Raw genomic sequence first — 19250 nt, forward strand, 5'->3', positions numbered from 1 at the left:
GTTAAAATATATAAGATTTTATTTAAAAGTGGTGCCGATGTAAATAACTACGAGTTAAAGACTATTCATATAATCTGTAGGTAAATAGTAATTTATAAACAATGAAATATAGTTAACTAGACTATGATTAAAATTATATAGAGGGGGTGGGAATATGAATTTGAACGTAATTGGTAATGGATTCGACTTGTATCATGGTTTGCCTAGCAGTTATTACTATTTTGGTTGTTATTTGATTAAGAATGACCCTGAATTCTATGAAGAGATTGGAAAAATGTATGAGCTTAATCATTTAAAGATGGTTGGACCAGCTATAGCTCACGATTATGATTACGTGGTTGAGAATATTTTTTGGAGTGATTTTGAAAAGCATTTGTCTAAGGTGGACGAGTACTTTGTGGTTGATACGTCAGCAGATGATTTAGATTTAGAATACCCTGACCCAGTAGAGATTAAACTAGAGCACGACAAGAATGCAGACCAACTAAAGAAGAAGTTTGCCAAGTGGGTAAGAGACACTCTTGACCTCGAGTTGAACTACCCTTTAATTAAGGAGCGTTTATTGAATAGTAGTGACCTTGATTTAAGCAATGAAGATTACTTTTTACAATTCAATTATACTCATTCATTGCAAAAACTATATGGCATTGAGGACGATAAGATTTACTATGTACATGGCGAGTGCCTTGGAGATGATGGAGGTGAACTTATAGTTGGGCATGGCAATGACAGTAGAATTCAAGAAATCAAAGCAGTAATTGAGAAGTTGGATGAGAAATATGATTTTACACAGAGTAGTTATAATAGAATCAATGAATATAGATGTCTGCTAAGCTACATACATAAACTCAGAAAGGATGTAGAAGGATGTAAAATGGGGTGTAGCTATTTCTACGATGTAATTGAAGGAGAGGTTGAGTATATCAATCTCTATGGTCTATCATTAGGAGAGGTTGATATACCATATCTGGTTCAAATAAGACATAGATGGCCGAATGCCAAATGGACATTTTCCTATTATTCTGAGTTAAGTAAGGGCCGTATAAATGATGTTGCCAAGAATAGTTTGAATTTAGATGAAGGTGAGTATGGAATGTTCAAATTTGCACATACGCTATCTCGAGATGTTTGCAGTGAAATTATTAGTATAAGAGATATTGACGAATACCCTAGTGTGTAGAGCGCTGCCGTTAATTACATCGCCTAACAAAATTATTCCCGTACGCATTGCACATTCATTCACTGGGTGCAAACACCACCTGTGAAGAAGGGCTCTGATGTTCCAGTGAAGGAACGACGGGAATAATAAAACGTTATATGACATTTTAAATCTAATTAAACTCATGTTTACACATACCATTTTGTAATTTAAATTACAGAATATAGAGTGACAATTATAAATAAATTGAGAAGTAAAAGTTATTTGTATAATCGGCTGACAAATAGTAATTTAAAGGGAGAGTTATAGTAATGCGAATATTCAGCAATTGGAATTTTAAAAAGCATTTTAGCATTTCTTTAGTTTTATCCTTTTGTATGGGAAGTATAGGGTACTTTTTAATTGATAAGTTTTTGGTAAATAAAGTATTCACTAAAGAAATACCTGGAAATCCAACTTTATATTCTCCTACGGCACATTCTAGCACTATATTTACTGTATTCGGTTCACCTTTAGAAATAATAATATTCATAGGAATATTATTATTAATTATGTTATTGTTACTGTACAAACCTGTTAAATGGGTGATAAACAAACTAAGAAAATAATGTAGATTTATACAGTGCACTGCATGGGTACTTATATTATTAAATTCCAAATTGATGTTGACTAGTATAAATAGTAATTTATTTTGAAAGAAAGGTGATCAATATGGAAGATGTAAAAATGATAACTAAAAAAGATGTGATGGAAGAGTTGCAACTATTGATTGAAAAATACAAATTTAATATAGATGTTATATCAAGATTAATAGGTGTAAAAAAAGAGGTTATTTTAAGTCAAGATGAAAAAAAACTATTTGAAAATTCTAAAGACTTTTCTAAAATGTCTAATTTAATTTCTATGCTTGAACTTAGTGGAAAAGATGATGCTGATTTTAAAATTGGAGCATTTTTGCGAGTGTTATTAGAATATCATAGTATTTCAGCAGAAACAATTGCATTAATGTCTGGAGTTAGTGAAAAAGAAGTTATTGATTTAGTGGAAAATCCTAAGTTAGTATCTTTAGAAAGTAAATATAAAATCTCTAAAACAGTAATGTCATTACGCTTTTTACTTAAGGAATTAGAACCATAAATTCCAGTTTAAAGTTGAGTATTATAAATAGTAATTTAGTCAATTCAGAAGGGTGAGATATTAGATGGATGGAGTACCGAAATTAATAATACTAAGAGGTAATTCTGGAAGTGGTAAGACTACCACAGGAAAAGCTTTACAAAGAAAATTTGGACATGGTACAATGCTAATTTCACAAGATGTTGTTAGAAGAGAAATGCTATTTGTGAAAGATGGACCTAATACAGAAGCCAGTCAATTATTAAATGAACTTGCACTATACGGGAAAAAACATTGCAATATTATAATTTTAGAAGGAATTTTAAATTCTAACTGGTATAAAAAACTATTTGAAAATTTATTTGATGAATTTGATAAACAAATTTTTGCATATTACTTTGACATTCCTTTTGAAGAAACACTAATTCGTCATAAACAAAAGCTTAATACCCATGAATTTGGAGAAATAGAAATGAAAAGATGGTGGAATGAAAAAGATTTATTAGATATTATTCCTGAAGTATGCATTCATAAAGAACTAAGTTTAAATGAAATAGTGAATATGATTTATTATGATGTTATAAAGTAATTAATAAACTCAAATTAAGAATGAATAAGATAAATAGGAATTTATATATGAAATGCAATTGTAGATTATTTTGTATAATCGAACGTTTGCAACAGGGTGATAAGGCTGTCATATCCAAATTTTATAAATAATAGCGCAATTGAAATGTGGCTTACAGTATTAATCATCTTTGACTTGAAAGCTTAAAAATGAGTGTACGAGCATGACTAATGAAACCCTTGAACTAATTTGCCGAAATGCCGATATCTCTGTGGGAACACCAATCGGTGATGTTGGAATTATCCTTGATGTCATTGAAAATACAAAAAACCGTAAATTCCAATACTTGAGAAATGGAGAATTAAGATCACATGGTTGGAATTTAAGGTTTAATGGCAAACCTTTACCGAAAGGATGTTTTGGATATCAAGATATAATTATCTTGCTTGAAGATAATATTCCTGTTGGTATCGTGTTTCCGATGGGTGAAAGTGATTTGCATGTTTTAGTCTTAGAAGAATATCAAGGCAGGGGTATTATGAGTGATTTTATGAGTAGTGGAATCGTTCATCAACTGAATCCAAGACTTTCGAGTATCTCAACTAATTACTCTCTCGAATTTGAACCAGAAATGTACAGTAAAATGAAGCATCTTGCGTCTAAAGCAGGATTGGAATTACGCATGTCATCTTAACTGGGTGTGAATGTCAACATATGTAGGCATTTACTGCCTATGTTTATTTTCAAAGGCTAACGATATTACTATTATAAGCATAATGTGTAAGTCGACAAATTCCAATTTGTCTGATTGAATAAAACTAGAATAATGTGTGATTTAGTTAATTCGTATTTTTGAAATTTGTTACAGAATATGTATATGAGTGTAGATAATAGCCATAGTTTTCAGCTTCCTATTATCCATATAATTGGAAGTTGAAAAATGAACATAAACACTGAATCTAAATGTTTATGTGAAAAATGAAAATGGTTATGGAGTTGAAATTATAGACAAATAATTGAAACTTTTTTCAAATGAACATACAGAATATAAATGAAAGGAAGCGTATAATGGATATTAAAATTAGACGAGCATCCATAAAAGATTTAGATGTAGTAACTCAGGTGGAAGTGATTTGTTTTTCAGAGGCAGAAGCAGCTACGAAAGTATCATTAGAACAGCGTATTAAGACATTTCCAGAAAGCTTTTTTGTAGCAGAAATAGATGGGGAAATAATTGGTTTTATTAATGGTTGCGTTATCAATGGAACTGTTATCTATGATGACCTCTTTAACGATCCTACGCTACATATTCAACAGGGGCATTACCAGACTATTTTTGGGCTTGATGTGATACCCCCTTATCGTAACCAGGGAATTGCAGCACAGTTAATGCATTATATGATAGACGTAGCAAGAGGAGCAGGTCGCAAAGGTGTTATTCTAACTTGTAAAGAGGAACTTATTAATTATTATAAAAAGTTTGGATACGTAGACAAAGGTATATCAGAATCAGTACATGGTGGAGCAAAATGGTATGATATGATTTTAGAGTTTTAGACATAGATTCACAGCAAAATTATTGTTTATATGTCTATGATTTACGCTATATCGATTGGAAGACAAATTCATCACATTAGCTTATGGTGAAAATAACAGTAGCTCTTAAGCGTAAAAATGATGAAGAATAACAGTGTGTATTAATGTTTAAATTCGGGGAGGTAAATGTTGTGGAAATGCTAGTTACTAATAGATTGATATTAAGAGAGTGGAAAGAAAATGATAGCGCAGATTTATATGAATATGCTAAAAGTAAGTTAGTAGGTCCTAATGCTGGTTGGCCACCACATAAAAATGAGGAAGAAAGTAAAGAAATAGTAAACATGTTCATTGAAAATAACGATACCTATGCTATAGTTTTAAAGTCAGAAAACAAAGTAATTGGCGCTATAGGCCTTCATAATAGAAAACCTGATGAAACACTTTCTCACTTAAAACAAAAAGAAATAGGGTATGTTTTAAATCCTAAATATTGGGGTAATGGGTTTATTCCGGAAGCTGTAAATCACTTAATTGAGTATGGATTTAATGAATTGAATTTAGATTTAATTTGGTGTGGACACTTTGATTTTAATCATAATTCTAAAAGAGTTAATGAAAAATGTGGATTTATATATAGATTTCAAAAAACTGAAAAATTAAAACTATTAGATAACAAGGAAGTTACCACATTATATTACAGTATATTTAAAGGCTTATAACTTTGATTTCTGTATAAAACTGTTCTACATTAGTATTATATATGTTATTATTACTAGGGCAACTTAAATAACTAGGTAGGCTATTAGCCTATTTTATTTAAGCTGCTTTAGGTGTAATTTTAAATACATATATAATAAATTAATGACAAAAGGGGACCTGGAATCATGATAGATATAACAAAAACATACCTTCAAAACAAGTATAAAATAAGCTCGAAAACCCTAGAACTCTATGATATAGCAATACAAGATGTTCAAAAGGAGTTTGAAATTCTTGATGAAATAAGAGAGTTTAATCAACTCAAGGTTTTGACAGCATTGCAAGATGAAAGAATTAGCGACGCTCATTTTACAAATTCATCTGGATATGGTTATGGCGATATCGGACGAGATTCATTAGATAAGGTATATGCGAGGATTTTTAATTGTGAGAGTGCACTAGTGAGACCACATTTCGTAAATGGAACACATGCAATTGGAGCAGCCTTATTTGGTAATTTAAGACCTAATGATACCATGATGTCTGTATGCGGAACACCTTACGATACACTTCTTAATATAATAGGTATAAATCTTACAGAAGATATAGGATCATTAAAAGATTATGGTGTAAAATATAAGCAATTAGAATTAACCCATGACTCTAAAGTTGATATTGATTTAATGAAAAAGAATCTACTAGAAGATAAGTCAATTAAGCTAATTCATATTCAAAGATCCACAGGATATGGATGGAGAAAAGCATTATTAATTTGTGAAATAGAAGAGATTATAAAAGCTGCAAAAGCTATAAATCCAAAGGTTATTTGCTTTGTAGATAATTGTTATGGCGAATTTATGGACGTTCATGAGCCTACAGATGTAGGTGCAGACTTAGTTGCAGGTTCACTTATAAAAAATATTGGTGGAGGTATTGCACCTACAGGTGGTTATATTGCAGGTAAAGAAGAATATGTAGTGCAAGCTTCTTATAGATTAACAACTCCTGGAATAGGAGGGGAGTGTGGTTCTACCTTTGGAGTTATGCGTACTTTATTTCAAGGGTTATTCTTAGCACCTCATGTAGCTATGGAAGCATTGAAGGGTGCTATCTTTTGTGCAAGAATTATGGAACTTGCAGGCTTTGAAGTTCTTCCTAAATATACGGATAAAAGAAGCGATATAATTCAAGCTATAAAATTTAACAATAAGGAAAAGTTGATTAATTTCTGTAGGGGTATACAAGAGGGGTCTCCCATTGATTCTTTTGCTCAATGTGAACCTTGGGATATGCCAGGATATGCAGATAAGGTTATAATGGCAGCAGGGGCATTTATTCAGGGCTCATCAATAGAATTATCTGCAGATGCACCAATTAGAGAGCCTTATATAGCATATTTACAGGGTGGATTAACCTTTGATCATGCTAAGATTGGAATACTAATAGCGCTTTCAAAAGTTATTTAAAATCAAGCTCATATATTAAACTAACTTCACTTTACCTGTTAAATACTTTTGCTAGTTAAGCTGGTACGGGAATATCAAAAACCTGCAATGATTATATTATTTGCAGGTTTTTGTTGTATACAAAATAATATTGAAATGCTTTAGGTGATGATTTAATACTTTCTGTAAATACCAACAAGTACTCCTAAGATTGCACAGTCATCAACTATAATAGGGGCCATAGTTGAATTTTCAGGTTGAAGTCTTATATGACCCTTTTCCTTGAAAAATCTTTTTATAGTTGCTTCATTATCAATAAGAGCCACCACTATATCACCATTTTTAGAGGTATTAATTTTCTCAATTATAGCTAGGTCTCCATCTAATATACCGGCTTCAATCATACTGCTACCAGAAACTTTAAGCATAAATAATTCATTATTGGTTTTAGTAAAATTTAGTGGAATAGTAAATGTGTCTTCAACATTTTCAACTGCGAGTATTGGTATTCCAGCTGTAATTTTTCCTATAATAGGGATATCTATTAGTTCTTTTCTTGTGACACTATCCTTTAATAATTCAATTGCGCGAGGCTTGGTAGGGTCTCTACGAATATATCCTTTTTTCTCTAATCTTTCTAAATGGCCATGAACAGTTGAGGTAGATTTTAATCCTACAGCCACGCATATTTCTCTTACAGAAGGTGGATATCCTTTTAATTGAACTTGCTCTTTTATGTAGTTATATATTTCGCTTTGTTTATCTTTTTTTTGAGTTAACATAAAAACACCTCTCATTCGTATTAAAATTATACCATATATATGTAAAAGAATCAAACCTATGTTCGTCTTTCAGGCAAAATGTATTAGTGCTTAAAATTCATATTTTCTAAATGCTGAAATATAATTAAAATGTATATAATTGAATCTATAAAATAGTTTTTGTTTGATTATTGGAGTATTATTTGTTATACTTATCTATTATGAAGTATTTTAAATTAATGGAGCGTGGTGTTGTATGGCTAAAAATTGTATATTTAATGATAAGAAAATTTGTAGCAATTGTGGGGAATGTGAAGTCTGTGAATTGAATTCCAATAAAAAATGTAATAATTGTGGAAAATGCTTAGAACTCGAAGGCTATGATGTTAAAGCCATAAAAATTGATGAAGTTTTTGAGGCCGAAGAGTTAGAAGAAGAATTGGAAGATGATTTTTATGATAAGGATGTAATTAACTTATCTGAAGTAGAAGAAAATAATAGTGAAAATGAAAATCAAGACCTATCAGACTCAGAAGGACTAATTGAATTTGATGAATATAATTCATTGTTAGCAGAGCAAGAACACTCTAACATAGATAAGGATGATTTTATACCTGAAAATGAGGAAGTTTGGGAATATATAGATGATATAGACGGGATGAAAGACCTTCTTGAAAATGAAGATGATAATTCAGATTTACTTCATGAGGAGTTTCCAGGACTTATAAGAGTAAGAAAAATATAAATATATACTTTTTTTATTATTTAAGAAATATTTTTATGTGCAAAAAAAAAGTATATATTACGTATAATGCATTAATAGTAATATATACTTTTTTCTTTTTTATTCATCAGAAAGTGGGTTTGATTTAACTGCATTTCTTAATTTATCATTATCTACGTGAGTATATATTTGGGTAGTAGATATATTTTCATGACCTAAAATTTCTTGCAGACTTCTGATATCAACATTACCATACTTATACATAAGAGTAGCAGAGGTATGCCTTAATTTATGAGGAGTATATTTATTTTTATTAAGGCCAGCGTTGCCTATATGTTTTTTTACAATCCTTTCTACAGTTCTTTTATTAATTCTGCCAAATTTACCGCTTATAAAAAGGGCATCTTTATCCTCAGGATGAATTTTTTCTAAATCTGCATTTCTAATAGGTAAATATTTATATATTGCCTTTAATGAAGCCTTATTTAAATAGATGGTTCTTTCTTTATTTCCTTTTCCAATAATAGATAGGGTATCATTTTTCATATCAGAGATATTTATACTACAAAGCTCCGATAGTCTGAGACCACAATTCAAAAAGAGTGTAATCATACTATGGTCGCGAATAGAATGTTTGTCTCTAGATGTAGTTGCATCTAGCAGGGTCTTGCTTTCATCTAAGGTTAAGAAAACAGGGCTTCGCTTGCCTAATTTGGGTGACTCTAGATCTATTGATGGATCTATATTTAGCACTTTGGCTTTAGTGGTTAAATACTTAAATAGGGACTTTATAGATGCAATTTTTCTTGCTTTAGCATAGTTTCCATTAGCCCTAGATTTTCCAAGATAGGAGATAAAGGCATATAAGTCCTGTAATGTAAGGGTCTTTAATGTATCTAGAGTTAAGTCCTTAATACTAATTTCCTCAATGTGCAGAACTTTATCTGAGGGTACTAAGCCTTTATACATTTTCAAAAACTTTAGCAATAATGATAAATCTGCAGTGTACGCAACAATAGTAGCCACAGAACAGCCTTTAATAGTAGATAAATAATTAAAATAATCATTTAGAAACGCAGGGAGTTCATTGTTATAAATAGTATTTATATCAGATTTCATAGGTACCTCCAAAATATATAATAATGTCGTGAAACTTACATTTCACGACATTATTATTCTACAAGAGGGGGGCAAAATCCTGCTTATTTTTAAAAATACTTTAATTTATTTTTTTATTATTGTAAATTTATTTATCTTGCAATGTAATCTATATGGTTCCTGTTAAAACTATAGTTAAAATTAAGAAGCTATCAGTTTTATATCACTGATAGCTTCTTTAGTCTAATTTCTATTGTTTCTAAACATATGTCATATTCATATCAATGATTATACGTTTATAGAAGTTTCCACACCGATTGCATCTTTATTTGCTTCTAATATTGGATTTACATATTCCTCTATAAATTCTACAACTTGACTTGGAGCTCTACCTATAAATTTAATTGGGTCAATTACTGCTAGAATCTCTTCTTTTGACATTTTAAAGCTATCATCATTTATAATTCTGTCTATAAGATCATTATTTAAGCCTTCTTCTTTAACGCGTCTTGCTGCAGCCATAGAATGAACTCTAATGCTTTCATGAAGCTCTTGTCTGTCCCCGCCCCTTTTAACTGCTTCCATAAGAATATTTTCTGTAGCCATAAATGGAAGCTCACTGTTTACATGAGCAGTAATTACTTTTTCATACACTACCATATTTCCTGCTATGTTCATATATAGATTCAATACTCCATCAAGAGCGAGGAAAGCCTCAGCTACGGATATTCTTTTATTAGCTGAATCATCTAATGTTCTTTCAAACCATTGTGTTGAAGCTGTTATAGCTGGATTTAATGAATCTATTATAATATATCTTGCTAGTGAGCTAATTCTCTCAGAACGCATAGGATTTCTCTTATATGCCATTGCAGAGGAGCCGATTTGACTTTTTTCAAAAGGTTCTTCTACTTCTTTCATACTTTGAAGTAATCTTAAATCATTACTGAATTTATATGCACTTTGAGCTATTTCTGAAAGTGTATTTAATATTATTGAGTCTACTTTTCTAGAATAAGTTTGACCAGTAACGGGATATGTATTTTCAAAACCCATTTTATTGGCTACAAATTTATCTAAGTCCTTTACTTTTTTATCATCATTATCAAATAAATTCATAAAGCTTGCCTGGGTTCCTGTTGTTCCTTTAACCCCTAGTAGCTTAATGTTATCTATTACAAAGTCTAAATTTTCTAGATCCATTATTAATTCTTGAATCCATAGAGTTGCTCTTTTACCTACAGTAGTTAATTGAGCTGGTTGTAAATGAGTAAAACCCAAAGTAGGAACATCTTTATACTTTGTTGCAAATTTCGAAGATTTACTTATTACATTAATTAGTTTCTTTTTAATTAATAATAATGCTTTTTTCATTACAATCAAATCAGTGTTATCCCCTACGTAGCAACTAGTAGCTCCTAGATGGATAATTCCCTTTGCACCCGGACATTGAACCCCATATGCATATACATGGCTCATTACATCGTGTCTTATCTCTTTTTCCTTTTCTTCTGCAACTTCATAATTTACATCATCTACAAAAGATCTAAGTTCTTCAACTTGAGCCTGCGTAATATTAACTCCTAGTAACCTTTCGCCTTCAGCTAGGGCAACCCAAAGCTTTCTCCAAGTTTTAAATTTCATGTCATCTGAAAATAAATAACTCATCTCTTTTGATGCATATCTACTGTTTAACGGTGTATTATAAGAATTTCTCATATTCTGCCTCCATACGTACATATTAAAATATAAAATAAATTTCATTCATATTATAGCATACAATATCATTAATAGTAATGAAAATGTTCGTATATTTCTATTGTACTTTCCGAAATATTTTTTAGTATATAGATTTACCTACTACAACATTATATATGTTTTATACAAATTATTAAATAGTTCTAAAATAATATATTTCTAATATAATTTAAACAAGTAGAACAATTATAATAGGTTGGGGGTAATTATGTATAAACTTAATATGATAGACAAACTTTCTTTTATATTTGTATTGATAGGCGCATTAAACTGGGGGCTTTTAGGATTATTGAATTTCAATCTAGTTAGTTTTATATTTGGATCGGTTCCGTTCCTTGCTAGAGCAATATATATTTTAGTAGGATTATCCGCTGTAAATATTATTGTTTTCATATTTAGGAATAAAAAAAATTAGCTCCTACTTTCTATAATATTATATGTAATAGTATAATATTTATAGCAAAAAGACTCCATAAATTATTATGGAGTCTTTTTAAGTATTGAGAATAAAGAAGATACAGGTTAGTTATACTTCCACTGAAGTTTTCTCTTCACTATAGTAGGTACCTTCACTTATAGAAACGGAGGATGTTTCTTCTAAAATGTCGTTTAAATTTTTATTTTTTATAAGTATAAATAATGACAAAATAAGGGTGACACCTTCGGAAATTGCGGTTGCGAGCCATATGCCAGTTTCACCTAGTATTAAAGTCATTAAAAACAATGATATACTTATGGCTACTAAACCTCTAGATATAGAAATTATCGTAGCATACTTTGGCTTAGCTATTGATGCAAAGTACCCTGATATTAGTATATTGTATCCAACTAAGATAAAAGATAATGAAAATATTCGTAAGGCTCTTATGGAATAATTAAAACTTTCCGCATTTGCAGTTGCATCCATAAATACACCCACGATGCTCGGGGTAAAAACGTTTATGATAATAAATATTAGTATAGATATAAACGCTATAGTTTTTGCACTCATTTTAAATAAAGTATTTAGTGCTGGCCTATCCCCTTTGCCATAATAGAAGCTTGTTAATGGCTGCATTCCTTGAGTTATTCCTATCATAGTCATAAGTACTAATAGGTTTATATATGAAATAATGCTGTAAGTTACAATACCATTGTCACCTAGCTTTTTTAGTATTACTTGATTAAACACATATATAACTATGCCTGTTGTTACTTCTGTTAATCCATCTGGTAATCCTATAGATAAAATTTCTTTAATTACAGAAAACTTAAATTTACATTTTATAAACTTTAATTTTGATTTTTTTCTACTAAAATGTACTAAATAAAATACAGTTGCCATAACTTGAGAAATTCCAGTAGCATAAGCCGCTCCACTTACTCCCCATTGAAATTTAATCACAAATAAATAATCTAAAACTATGTTTACTAATGCAGATATTACTACCCCAACTATTGCCAGGTATGGAAAACCATCTATCTTTGTAAGTACCTCTAAACAATAAGATGTCATAAAAAATCCATTAAATATAGTTATTATTTTAAGATATTCAACTACATAAGTCATAGTAGCATCGGTAGCTCCAAGAAAAACAGCTATGCTCTCTAAATTAAGTAGTGTAATTATAACTATGGCTACTGCAACTCCTATTATTGCGATAAAATTTATAGTGAAGATTTCATTTGGTTTTTTATTTTCACCTTTGCCTAAATTTATGGCTATAAGAGTTGAAGCTCCTGTGGCAAAAAATATAGATGTTGCAAATATAAAATTTATAAATGGCATTGCTAAATTTACAGAAGCTAAGGCAAGTGGTCCTACTCCCCAGCTAACAAATATACCATCTACCATAGTATAAAGTGAGTACACCCACATAGCCACAACTGAAGGTAATAAGTAATTTATAAACTTCTTTCTCATTAGTTTTTTATGTTTTTTTGCGGAATTCAAAAAATCATCCCCTTTATACTAATGATAAACCTTGGTATAATACTAAGGTCAAGCATTTATTGTTAATTCTTATATCTTTTAGTAATTAAAAAGGAGGATTTTTGTGAAAGATTATTATAAAATAGGTGAAATATCTAAAATCTATGGAATAGGTAGAGACTCTCTAATGTACTATGAAGAGATGGGTATACTAAACCCAGTAAGAGATTCTAATTCTTATAGGCTTTACACTATGAATGATATATGGAAGCTTAATCTAATAAAAGAACTTCGTACCTTTAACTTTTCTATGGAAAAAATCAAGGAATACATAGCTAATAGAACTATTGCCTCTACTATGGAAATGCTAAAAGAAGAAATATCTCTTATCGATAATAAGATATTAGATTTAAGCCTGCTTAAAAATACCGTAATAAAAAGAATAGATAATATTAATTATGCTGAAGATAGCACAGAATTAAATGTGGTTAAGGTTATATACTTAAAGGAAAGAAAGGCACTTAGACTAGATGGAGAAATTCGCAGGGATGAAGAGGTGGATTATTTAGTAAAAAAGCTTCAAAAGAAATATGAAGATAAGTTTTATCTTTTAGGTAATACGAAAATAGGCGCAATATACAATTTAGAAAGCTTATGTAAAGGGGTCTATAATGAATATAATTCTGTATTTTTCCTATTAGATTCTATTGATACAAATTATAACCTAATTCTGAGTAAGGGTTATTACGTAAGTCTTTCGTATAAAGGTCCCTACTCTGATAACAAACAGCATATAGATAAAATTTTTAATTTTATTAATGCAAACAATTATAAGATTGTATCGGAACCTATTGAAATATACAAAATTGATATTCATGAAACTAGTATTTCAGATGAATTTATAACTGAAATACAAATTCCAATAAGCAAATAAGCATTCATTGTAAAACAACCACCGTGGGAGTCTAAATCTCCTTTCGGAAGTTGCTATCATTTTTATCTATGCAAGATATCTTCAATAGCAGGCTTAGATTTATAAAATTTACTCATACCCCAAAGTACAGAAATACTAATGGTTAAACCTATATATATTGAATTTATTTTTCCAAGACCTGATAAAATCCATATTAAACTAGCTAGTGGCCCTGCTATTATAGAATATATACCTGCCTTACTTCTTATCTTGTCTTTAAAAAACATTGCTGCAAAAACTGGAATAAAAATTGGTGTAGCTCTAAAAATCATAGAAAGGAAACCCCAATCAAGTATCATAGAATCTTTATTAGTTATTACTATTATTAAAGTCATAATTCCAATAAAAATTATAGTTCCTCTCAAGATATAAAGTTGTTTTTTATCTCCCGCTTTTTTGTTTATACATTGATTATAAATATCTCTAACAAACATAGTTGCAATTCCTAAAGTGAGACCTGCTCCTGTTGCTATAGACGAAATCAGTACAGTTGCGATGCATACCCCACCTAAAACAGGATTTAAATAATTCATAAGAAACAAAGGAAATGCTTCACTTGGTATAATACTCGGATGATGAATTCTCATATACATTCCAATCATTGTACATACAATTCCAACTGGAAGAACTAGAAATGCTACTAAAAAAGCACCTCTTCTTGATGTTTTAGAATTCTTTCCTGCCATTATACATTGAAAATAAGTTTGAGTTGACAATACTCCAACTATTGTAGATATTCCAGAAGCTAAATCCGATGACACCCCTCCGCTAAAAAAATTAAACCATGGTTCTTGCGGCAAAACAGAAGTTATATCTCTAATTCCATTGAACTTAAAAATTAGTAGTATACCACATATAATACTTGTCCCATATAGAAGAATTGTTTTTACCGCACCTACCATTGTGCTTCCCCAAAAGCCTCCAAATACTACATATACTACAAGCAGACATACAACAATTATTGCAGTTTTAGTAATGCTCATACCAAATATTACAGTAAACAAGGCAGTACAGGCTATAATTTGCCCATTAATATGTATAAACATTCCTATAGATAATAAAATACTAGATACTGTTCTTGCTTTTTTACCATACGTATTTCCTATTACCTGTGGAATTGTTTCTGCTGATTTTTTATCTACCTGCTTTGAGTAAAATAAGCCCAATATTATACTTGCAATAGAAAGTCCAAGTATAAACCATATTGCTCCAATCCCTCGATTATATGCCATCTGAGCCGTTCCTACAGTAGATGCTCCACCTATTATTGAACCCATAAGCACACTTGTAACACCCATGACTCCGAGTTTATTTCCACCTGATGTAAAATCCTTAGATGTTTTAACTTTTGACTTTGATAAATAACCAATTATTCCGGTTATAACCAATGTAATAATGATACTTATTATAAGCATTATGTACTTCCCCTTTAGTAGCCTTTTAATCTTTTAATTTGTGGCCACTTGCTCCTGCTTTATAACTCCTTAAAAACAGCTTATAAAATTCATCTATAAACTGTGAATTTTCAATTTCTTTATTTATTTTGAGCACTTCTATTGCAGCCTCTATTGTGCATAAGTTTCCTTCTTTAGCACCTCTTCTTAAATCATATTGAGACTTGAAATTTGGTTCTAATGAAATCCTAGGTAGTTTCTTTAGATAATCACTTTTTCTCAATATTTTTGCTGCTTCTTTCCAGGTACCATCTATTAAAATAAATGCAGGGATCTTTCCCGTATTCTTATACTCGAGTTTTCTACACTGCGCTTGATCATCTTCTACTGGAAATAATAAATATGTTTCGTAGTTTTCATTATTTATGTTTTCAATTAATTTCTCAGGTTTATTTGTCCTTTCCCAAAGAAAAATCTCAGTTGAATGTGGATTAATGAGCTTCAATAGCCTTGCCGTGTTAGAAGGTCTGTAAAACTCTCTTTCAGTTGATAAAATCCAAATCTTTGCATTAGTTTCAAGTTGAGCTACGCTATTACAAATGCAATTTATTTTTGGCAAACCACATTTATTACAACTATCATATAAACTTGTTATTGGCTTTACTTTATAAATACAATCCATAGTTCCTCCAATCTTTCTACATTTTTTTAGTATTGTTTATGATGAATTCCTTCATACCAAATTCCAAATTTCCTTATGTATGAATCTTCCTTTAACTCGTCATATATTTTAAAGTCATCTTCACTAAACTCCGCTAGAGTTTTATTAAACTTTTCTGGCTTAAAGATGTACCATAGATCAGACCACTTATTTTCATTTTCATTTCCTTTTATACTTTCAGAAATTGTACCAGGTGATTTACTTTCAAAAAATTCTAGGTTTATTCCATCATAATATGCCAAGCAAGATTTAAACTCACAATACCTATTGCTTATTCCTTCCATAAGTTTTAATACTCCCTTTATTCCTATGGTCTCTAACATGTGATTCACATATGCCTTTGGAAAGCCATTTAGCTCACTTATGAAAAATCCAGAATCCAATGCTATACAAGGTTTTTTTACAATTTTATATGCTTGTAAGACCTTTTGTTTAGCTATTTCTTTTATATCATCACTCCTTGGCTCTATAAGGTCTGCATTGTAAGCTAAAACCTTTATGTTTTTCAAATCCCTTTGTACTGATGCAATTTTCCCTTTATTACTTGTTACAAAAATAATTTTTTTCATTTGTTTAACACCAAGCCCTTCTTAAGGTTTATTAATAGTTGATTAGGTAATCATCTCCAAATACTAATAAAACAAATCATAAAATTCTATAATATAAGAGTCTTTCAGTTTCTATTTCCTTATTATCTATAATTTCACTTTTGTTAAATTTTCCATGCAATTTAAAACCAAGCTTTTCAACACATCTCTGAGAGTTGATATTTTCTGGCTTCACTGTGGCACGTATTCTTGTATAAGTCCCATCTAACTTAATTAATTCAATTAAATTATTTACTGCTGTATATATTATACCATGTCCCCAATAATCTTCCTTTAGTGCATATCCGATTGTTAATATACTTGGTTCCTCTTTTTTTAGAAATCTAATTATCCCAATAAGCTTTTTAGAATGGTTTTCAGAAATACCTAGATATATGTTATTTCCCTCTTTCATTCGTCGGTTTATTAATTGTATAAACTCCTCTGTATCTTTTATAGAACAGTGAATTTTTCGTACAACGTATTTTGCTATTTTTTCATTACTATATATTTGAAAAAGATCCTCTTTGTCATCATTGCTTATGTATCTAATTAAATATTTATCAGATACTTTAATTGGTAGCTGATTTTGGATTATACTTAACATAAGATTCTCCTTTTACATTTTTTTTAGCTTTAAAATGTTATCTAATCTGACTAAATACTAATTCATTTGCCGTGTTAACAAAGTCATCCGGTCTCCAATATGCTTTACATTCGAGCCTCCATAATAATTTATTTAAGTAAACTGGTATTATTACTATCCTTCATATACAAAATTGCATCATACATCTCTCCAAGTATTATATCATCAATGCCCCAATCATCAGCTTTATCGTCATATATAGCTCCAATTGAATTATATCTATTTGTTTTTGTTATAAAATTTTTTAAACTTAAACTCTCATTTGATGAAGTGTTTAAATCTAAGTAAAACATAGAAATACCTGTTTCTTCAAATAATCTTGCTGCTAAGTCTTTTTTAATTGTCTTATCTACTTCAAATACTTTTAGTTCATAGCTATTTATATCCTTTGAATAAAATAGTCCTCTTGAAAATTCAAAACCAATGTTATAATACTTTTCTTTGTACTCATTATGTAGCCAATAGCCTAATTGCCTATCCTCACCCATATTCGTAGATATTCCCTTTGAAATATGGTCGTTATGACCTATTATAATTACTTTTCCTTCATTATATTTTTTTTCGTTTTCAATTATCCATTTTGTATTTTCATACATAAATTTATCTCTTATATTAAATGTTGTTTCTCTAGCACATTCTATCCAGCCCCTATATACTTCAATACAATGATATACTTCACTATACTCTCTTTTTGAACTATTTTTTATGAAATTATTTTTATTATTTCTAAAATATTCCTCTATTTTAGAAATCTTTTCTTTTAAACTCTTATACTTGGTTTTATTAACTTTTTCATTACAAAAATCCAAATCAACTTTTATCATATTATAATTTTCAAAATTCATCTTTCTAATATAAAAATCAATTACTTCAATAGTTTTTTCTGAGCCTTGTATATCCATCCCATAAAATCTAACCCTGCTATTTTCATCAGCCTTAATATTATATTCTCTCATCCATTTTACTAATGCTACAGTTTCCTGAGTTTTAAATACCCATGGAAAACACAATCCTTCACTAACAGCTTCCTCTGCTGTCCCTTCTCCATCTAATATGTATGAATTTATTCTTAAACAATAAGCATAACTTTCCTCTAACACTATAGTTCTAAACCCTATTTTTTCAACTAAATGTGAAATGATACTTGTCCTAATATTTTGAAATTCTTTTGTTCCATGAGTGGCTTCCCCTAGTCCTATAAGTTCTTTGTCTTTTATATATTTATTTAACAAATTAAAATCTAAATCATAATCAATATTTGTACTGGTTTTAATTTTAATTAAATTATCTCTGATTGCATTTACAATTTTTATATTATTTTTTAATTTTGGATTATTATTAGTTTTGCTTTTGTTTTCTTCCATAAATTTCGCACCTTACTTTCGCTATAATAATAAAATATAATTTATACTAATAACTTTGTACAAAGCTCATTTACCTCTAGATTATCTTATCAGCCTTTATAAAATAGCCACTCTTGTACCAATCCAAAGTTTCTAAACTAACTTTCCAATCCCTTTTTTTTAACTCATCGACTATTTGCTCAGGCAAGAGATTATTTTTCATTCTTTTATTATTAGAAACATACCATCCCATTTGTCTGATACCTTTAGATACAATATTTGTGATATCATCAAAATACTTTTTTGTATCTTCAATAAACATGAAAACATCTCTACTCACTAAATAATCAATTTGTTTAGATTTAAATAGTTTACCGAAATCTTTAATATCCATATTTATAAAGACTATCTTATTTTCAACGTTACACAGCTTTTCTATACCTTCCTTGCAGGATATATCATTATCAATAGCATATATTTTGTTAGTTTTATCTTCTTTCAGTAGAAATTCACTTAGAAAGCCTCCACCACATCCTAAATCTATAATCTGACCTTCAATATTTCCAAAATATGAAAGAACCTTTTTGCTATAAAAATTTGCTGCCTTTTTATTATCTATATTTACTCTTTTATTGCAGCGTGTACATTCAATTGATATTGTAAAATCCACATCATCCCATGGATGGAACTTATTTTGTAAAATGAAACATTCCTGACCACAAGTACAATAATCTCCCCATAGTACATAACTATGTTCCTTAAACAATTGCAAATCCTCCAATCACTATCATTTAATGGATACGGTTT

The 19250-nt window shown here is 29.8% G+C and carries 21 protein-coding genes; 11 read left to right on the forward strand and 10 right to left on the reverse strand.

The features are described 5' to 3' along the window. The first annotated feature begins 154 nt into the window (after positions 1-154). The 8 genes from Ctaglu_RS10745 (at position 155) to Ctaglu_RS10780 (ending at position 6547) form a co-directional block, all read left to right on the forward strand. The gene (locus Ctaglu_RS10745; protein WP_125001218.1) at positions 155-1180 is read left to right on the forward strand and encodes an AbiH family protein; all 1026 of its coding nucleotides are present in this window, start codon (positions 155-157) and stop codon (positions 1178-1180) included. A gap of 290 nt (positions 1181-1470) precedes the next feature. Then, positions 1471-1767: a hypothetical protein gene (locus tag Ctaglu_RS25765; RefSeq protein ID WP_125001221.1), complete on the forward strand. Its 297-nt coding sequence runs from the start codon at positions 1471-1473 to the stop codon at positions 1765-1767. Between the two features lie 103 nt (positions 1768-1870). Beyond that, positions 1871-2296 (forward strand): HTH domain-containing protein, encoded by a 426-nt coding sequence (locus tag Ctaglu_RS10755; protein ID WP_125001223.1) that lies wholly within the window; start codon positions 1871-1873, stop codon positions 2294-2296. Positions 2297-2360: 64 nt separating this feature from the next. Continuing rightward, positions 2361-2864 (forward strand): kinase, encoded by a 504-nt coding sequence (locus Ctaglu_RS10760; RefSeq protein ID WP_125001226.1) that lies wholly within the window; start codon positions 2361-2363, stop codon positions 2862-2864. A gap of 202 nt (positions 2865-3066) precedes the next feature. Continuing rightward, entirely contained in the window at positions 3067-3537 is a 471-nt protein-coding gene (locus Ctaglu_RS10765; RefSeq protein ID WP_125001229.1) for a hypothetical protein, read from the forward strand. 374 nt (positions 3538-3911) lie between these two features. Beyond that, complete coding sequence (locus tag Ctaglu_RS10770) at positions 3912-4400, forward strand: GNAT family N-acetyltransferase (RefSeq protein WP_125001232.1); 489 nt, start codon at positions 3912-3914, stop codon at positions 4398-4400. A gap of 176 nt (positions 4401-4576) precedes the next feature. Next, entirely contained in the window at positions 4577-5101 is a 525-nt protein-coding gene (locus Ctaglu_RS10775; protein WP_233439756.1) for a GNAT family N-acetyltransferase, read from the forward strand. A gap of 165 nt (positions 5102-5266) precedes the next feature. After that, positions 5267-6547, forward strand: coding sequence for a methionine gamma-lyase family protein (locus tag Ctaglu_RS10780; protein ID WP_125001238.1), 1281 nt, complete (start codon positions 5267-5269; stop codon positions 6545-6547). A 152-nt stretch (positions 6548-6699) separates the two neighbouring features. Here Ctaglu_RS10780 and lexA read toward each other — a convergent pair whose 3' ends face one another. Continuing rightward, the gene (gene lexA, locus Ctaglu_RS10785; protein ID WP_125001241.1) at positions 6700-7308 is read right to left on the reverse strand and encodes a transcriptional repressor LexA; all 609 of its coding nucleotides are present in this window, start codon (positions 7306-7308) and stop codon (positions 6700-6702) included. A 235-nt stretch (positions 7309-7543) separates the two neighbouring features. On the opposite strand from lexA, the gene Ctaglu_RS10790 reads away from it, so the two are divergent. Then, positions 7544-8032 carry a hypothetical protein gene (locus Ctaglu_RS10790; protein ID WP_125001244.1) on the forward strand — a complete coding sequence of 163 codons (489 nt, stop codon included), beginning with the start codon at positions 7544-7546 and terminating at the stop codon, positions 8030-8032. Between the two features lie 99 nt (positions 8033-8131). Here Ctaglu_RS10790 and Ctaglu_RS10795 read toward each other — a convergent pair whose 3' ends face one another. Further along, entirely contained in the window at positions 8132-9130 is a 999-nt protein-coding gene (locus Ctaglu_RS10795) for a tyrosine recombinase XerC (protein ID WP_125001247.1), read from the reverse strand. A 267-nt stretch (positions 9131-9397) separates the two neighbouring features. Then, complete coding sequence (gene purB, locus Ctaglu_RS10800) at positions 9398-10828, reverse strand: adenylosuccinate lyase (protein WP_125001249.1); 1431 nt, start codon at positions 10826-10828, stop codon at positions 9398-9400. A 247-nt stretch (positions 10829-11075) separates the two neighbouring features. Between purB and Ctaglu_RS10805 the strand changes: the two genes are divergently transcribed. Next, the gene (locus Ctaglu_RS10805) at positions 11076-11282 is read left to right on the forward strand and encodes a DUF378 domain-containing protein (RefSeq protein ID WP_125001252.1); all 207 of its coding nucleotides are present in this window, start codon (positions 11076-11078) and stop codon (positions 11280-11282) included. A gap of 111 nt (positions 11283-11393) precedes the next feature. Here the strand turns inward: Ctaglu_RS10805 and Ctaglu_RS10810 are convergent, their stop codons facing one another. Next, the gene (locus Ctaglu_RS10810; RefSeq protein ID WP_233439751.1) at positions 11394-12800 is read right to left on the reverse strand and encodes an MATE family efflux transporter; all 1407 of its coding nucleotides are present in this window, start codon (positions 12798-12800) and stop codon (positions 11394-11396) included. Between the two features lie 103 nt (positions 12801-12903). Here Ctaglu_RS10810 and Ctaglu_RS10815 point away from each other — a divergent pair, with 103 nt between their 5' ends. Further along, the gene (locus tag Ctaglu_RS10815) at positions 12904-13713 is read left to right on the forward strand and encodes a MerR family transcriptional regulator (RefSeq protein WP_125001255.1); all 810 of its coding nucleotides are present in this window, start codon (positions 12904-12906) and stop codon (positions 13711-13713) included. A 62-nt stretch (positions 13714-13775) separates the two neighbouring features. Here the strand turns inward: Ctaglu_RS10815 and Ctaglu_RS10820 are convergent, their stop codons facing one another. From Ctaglu_RS10820 to Ctaglu_RS10845, 6 genes are all read right to left on the reverse strand, one after another. Continuing rightward, a complete protein-coding gene (locus Ctaglu_RS10820; RefSeq protein WP_125001258.1) occupies positions 13776-15167 on the reverse strand; it encodes a sodium:solute symporter family protein in 1392 nt (463 codons plus the stop codon). A gap of 25 nt (positions 15168-15192) precedes the next feature. Beyond that, positions 15193-15828 carry a tRNA-uridine aminocarboxypropyltransferase gene (locus Ctaglu_RS10825; RefSeq protein WP_125001261.1) on the reverse strand — a complete coding sequence of 212 codons (636 nt, stop codon included), beginning with the start codon at positions 15826-15828 and terminating at the stop codon, positions 15193-15195. 26 nt (positions 15829-15854) lie between these two features. Continuing rightward, positions 15855-16436 (reverse strand): non-canonical purine NTP pyrophosphatase, encoded by a 582-nt coding sequence (locus Ctaglu_RS10830; RefSeq protein WP_125001264.1) that lies wholly within the window; start codon positions 16434-16436, stop codon positions 15855-15857. Positions 16437-16512: 76 nt separating this feature from the next. Next, positions 16513-17061: a GNAT family N-acetyltransferase gene (locus tag Ctaglu_RS10835; protein ID WP_125001267.1), complete on the reverse strand. Its 549-nt coding sequence runs from the start codon at positions 17059-17061 to the stop codon at positions 16513-16515. Positions 17062-17189: 128 nt separating this feature from the next. Next, entirely contained in the window at positions 17190-18464 is a 1275-nt protein-coding gene (locus tag Ctaglu_RS10840; protein ID WP_125001270.1) for an erythromycin esterase family protein, read from the reverse strand. Between the two features lie 76 nt (positions 18465-18540). Next, positions 18541-19209 carry a class I SAM-dependent methyltransferase gene (locus Ctaglu_RS10845; RefSeq protein ID WP_185732673.1) on the reverse strand — a complete coding sequence of 223 codons (669 nt, stop codon included), beginning with the start codon at positions 19207-19209 and terminating at the stop codon, positions 18541-18543. Between the last annotated feature and the right edge of the window lie 41 nt (positions 19210-19250).

Source organism: Clostridium tagluense (assembly GCF_003865095.1).
Classification (GTDB): Bacteria; Bacillota; Clostridia; order Clostridiales; family Clostridiaceae; genus Clostridium_AD; species Clostridium_AD tagluense.

Excerpts from the sequence above, each read along its gene's own strand:
- Ctaglu_RS10770 (WP_125001232.1), top strand. The coding sequence starts at position 3,912 with ATGGATATTAAAATTAGACGAGCATCCATAAAAGATTTAGATGTAGTA.
- Ctaglu_RS10795 (WP_125001247.1), bottom strand. The coding sequence starts at position 9,130 with ATGAAATCTGATATAAATACTATTTATAACAATGAACTCCCTGCGTTT.
- Ctaglu_RS25765 (WP_125001221.1), top strand. The coding sequence starts at position 1,471 with ATGCGAATATTCAGCAATTGGAATTTTAAAAAGCATTTTAGCATTTCT.
- Ctaglu_RS10790 (WP_125001244.1), top strand. The coding sequence starts at position 7,544 with ATGGCTAAAAATTGTATATTTAATGATAAGAAAATTTGTAGCAATTGT.
- Ctaglu_RS10775 (WP_233439756.1), top strand. The coding sequence starts at position 4,577 with ATGCTAGTTACTAATAGATTGATATTAAGAGAGTGGAAAGAAAATGAT.
- Ctaglu_RS10835 (WP_125001267.1), bottom strand. The coding sequence starts at position 17,061 with ATGTTAAGTATAATCCAAAATCAGCTACCAATTAAAGTATCTGATAAA.
- Ctaglu_RS10830 (WP_125001264.1), bottom strand. The coding sequence starts at position 16,436 with ATGAAAAAAATTATTTTTGTAACAAGTAATAAAGGGAAAATTGCATCA.
- Ctaglu_RS10840 (WP_125001270.1), bottom strand. The coding sequence starts at position 18,464 with ATGGAAGAAAACAAAAGCAAAACTAATAATAATCCAAAATTAAAAAAT.
- Ctaglu_RS10760 (WP_125001226.1), top strand. The coding sequence starts at position 2,361 with ATGGATGGAGTACCGAAATTAATAATACTAAGAGGTAATTCTGGAAGT.
- Ctaglu_RS10780 (WP_125001238.1), top strand. The coding sequence starts at position 5,267 with ATGATAGATATAACAAAAACATACCTTCAAAACAAGTATAAAATAAGC.
- Ctaglu_RS10825 (WP_125001261.1), bottom strand. The coding sequence starts at position 15,828 with ATGGATTGTATTTATAAAGTAAAGCCAATAACAAGTTTATATGATAGT.
- lexA (WP_125001241.1), bottom strand. The coding sequence starts at position 7,308 with ATGTTAACTCAAAAAAAAGATAAACAAAGCGAAATATATAACTACATA.
- Ctaglu_RS10755 (WP_125001223.1), top strand. The coding sequence starts at position 1,871 with ATGGAAGATGTAAAAATGATAACTAAAAAAGATGTGATGGAAGAGTTG.
- Ctaglu_RS10805 (WP_125001252.1), top strand. The coding sequence starts at position 11,076 with ATGTATAAACTTAATATGATAGACAAACTTTCTTTTATATTTGTATTG.
- Ctaglu_RS10745 (WP_125001218.1), top strand. The coding sequence starts at position 155 with ATGAATTTGAACGTAATTGGTAATGGATTCGACTTGTATCATGGTTTG.
- purB (WP_125001249.1), bottom strand. The coding sequence starts at position 10,828 with ATGAGAAATTCTTATAATACACCGTTAAACAGTAGATATGCATCAAAA.
- Ctaglu_RS10765 (WP_125001229.1), top strand. The coding sequence starts at position 3,067 with ATGACTAATGAAACCCTTGAACTAATTTGCCGAAATGCCGATATCTCT.
- Ctaglu_RS10820 (WP_125001258.1), bottom strand. The coding sequence starts at position 15,167 with ATGCTTATAATAAGTATCATTATTACATTGGTTATAACCGGAATAATT.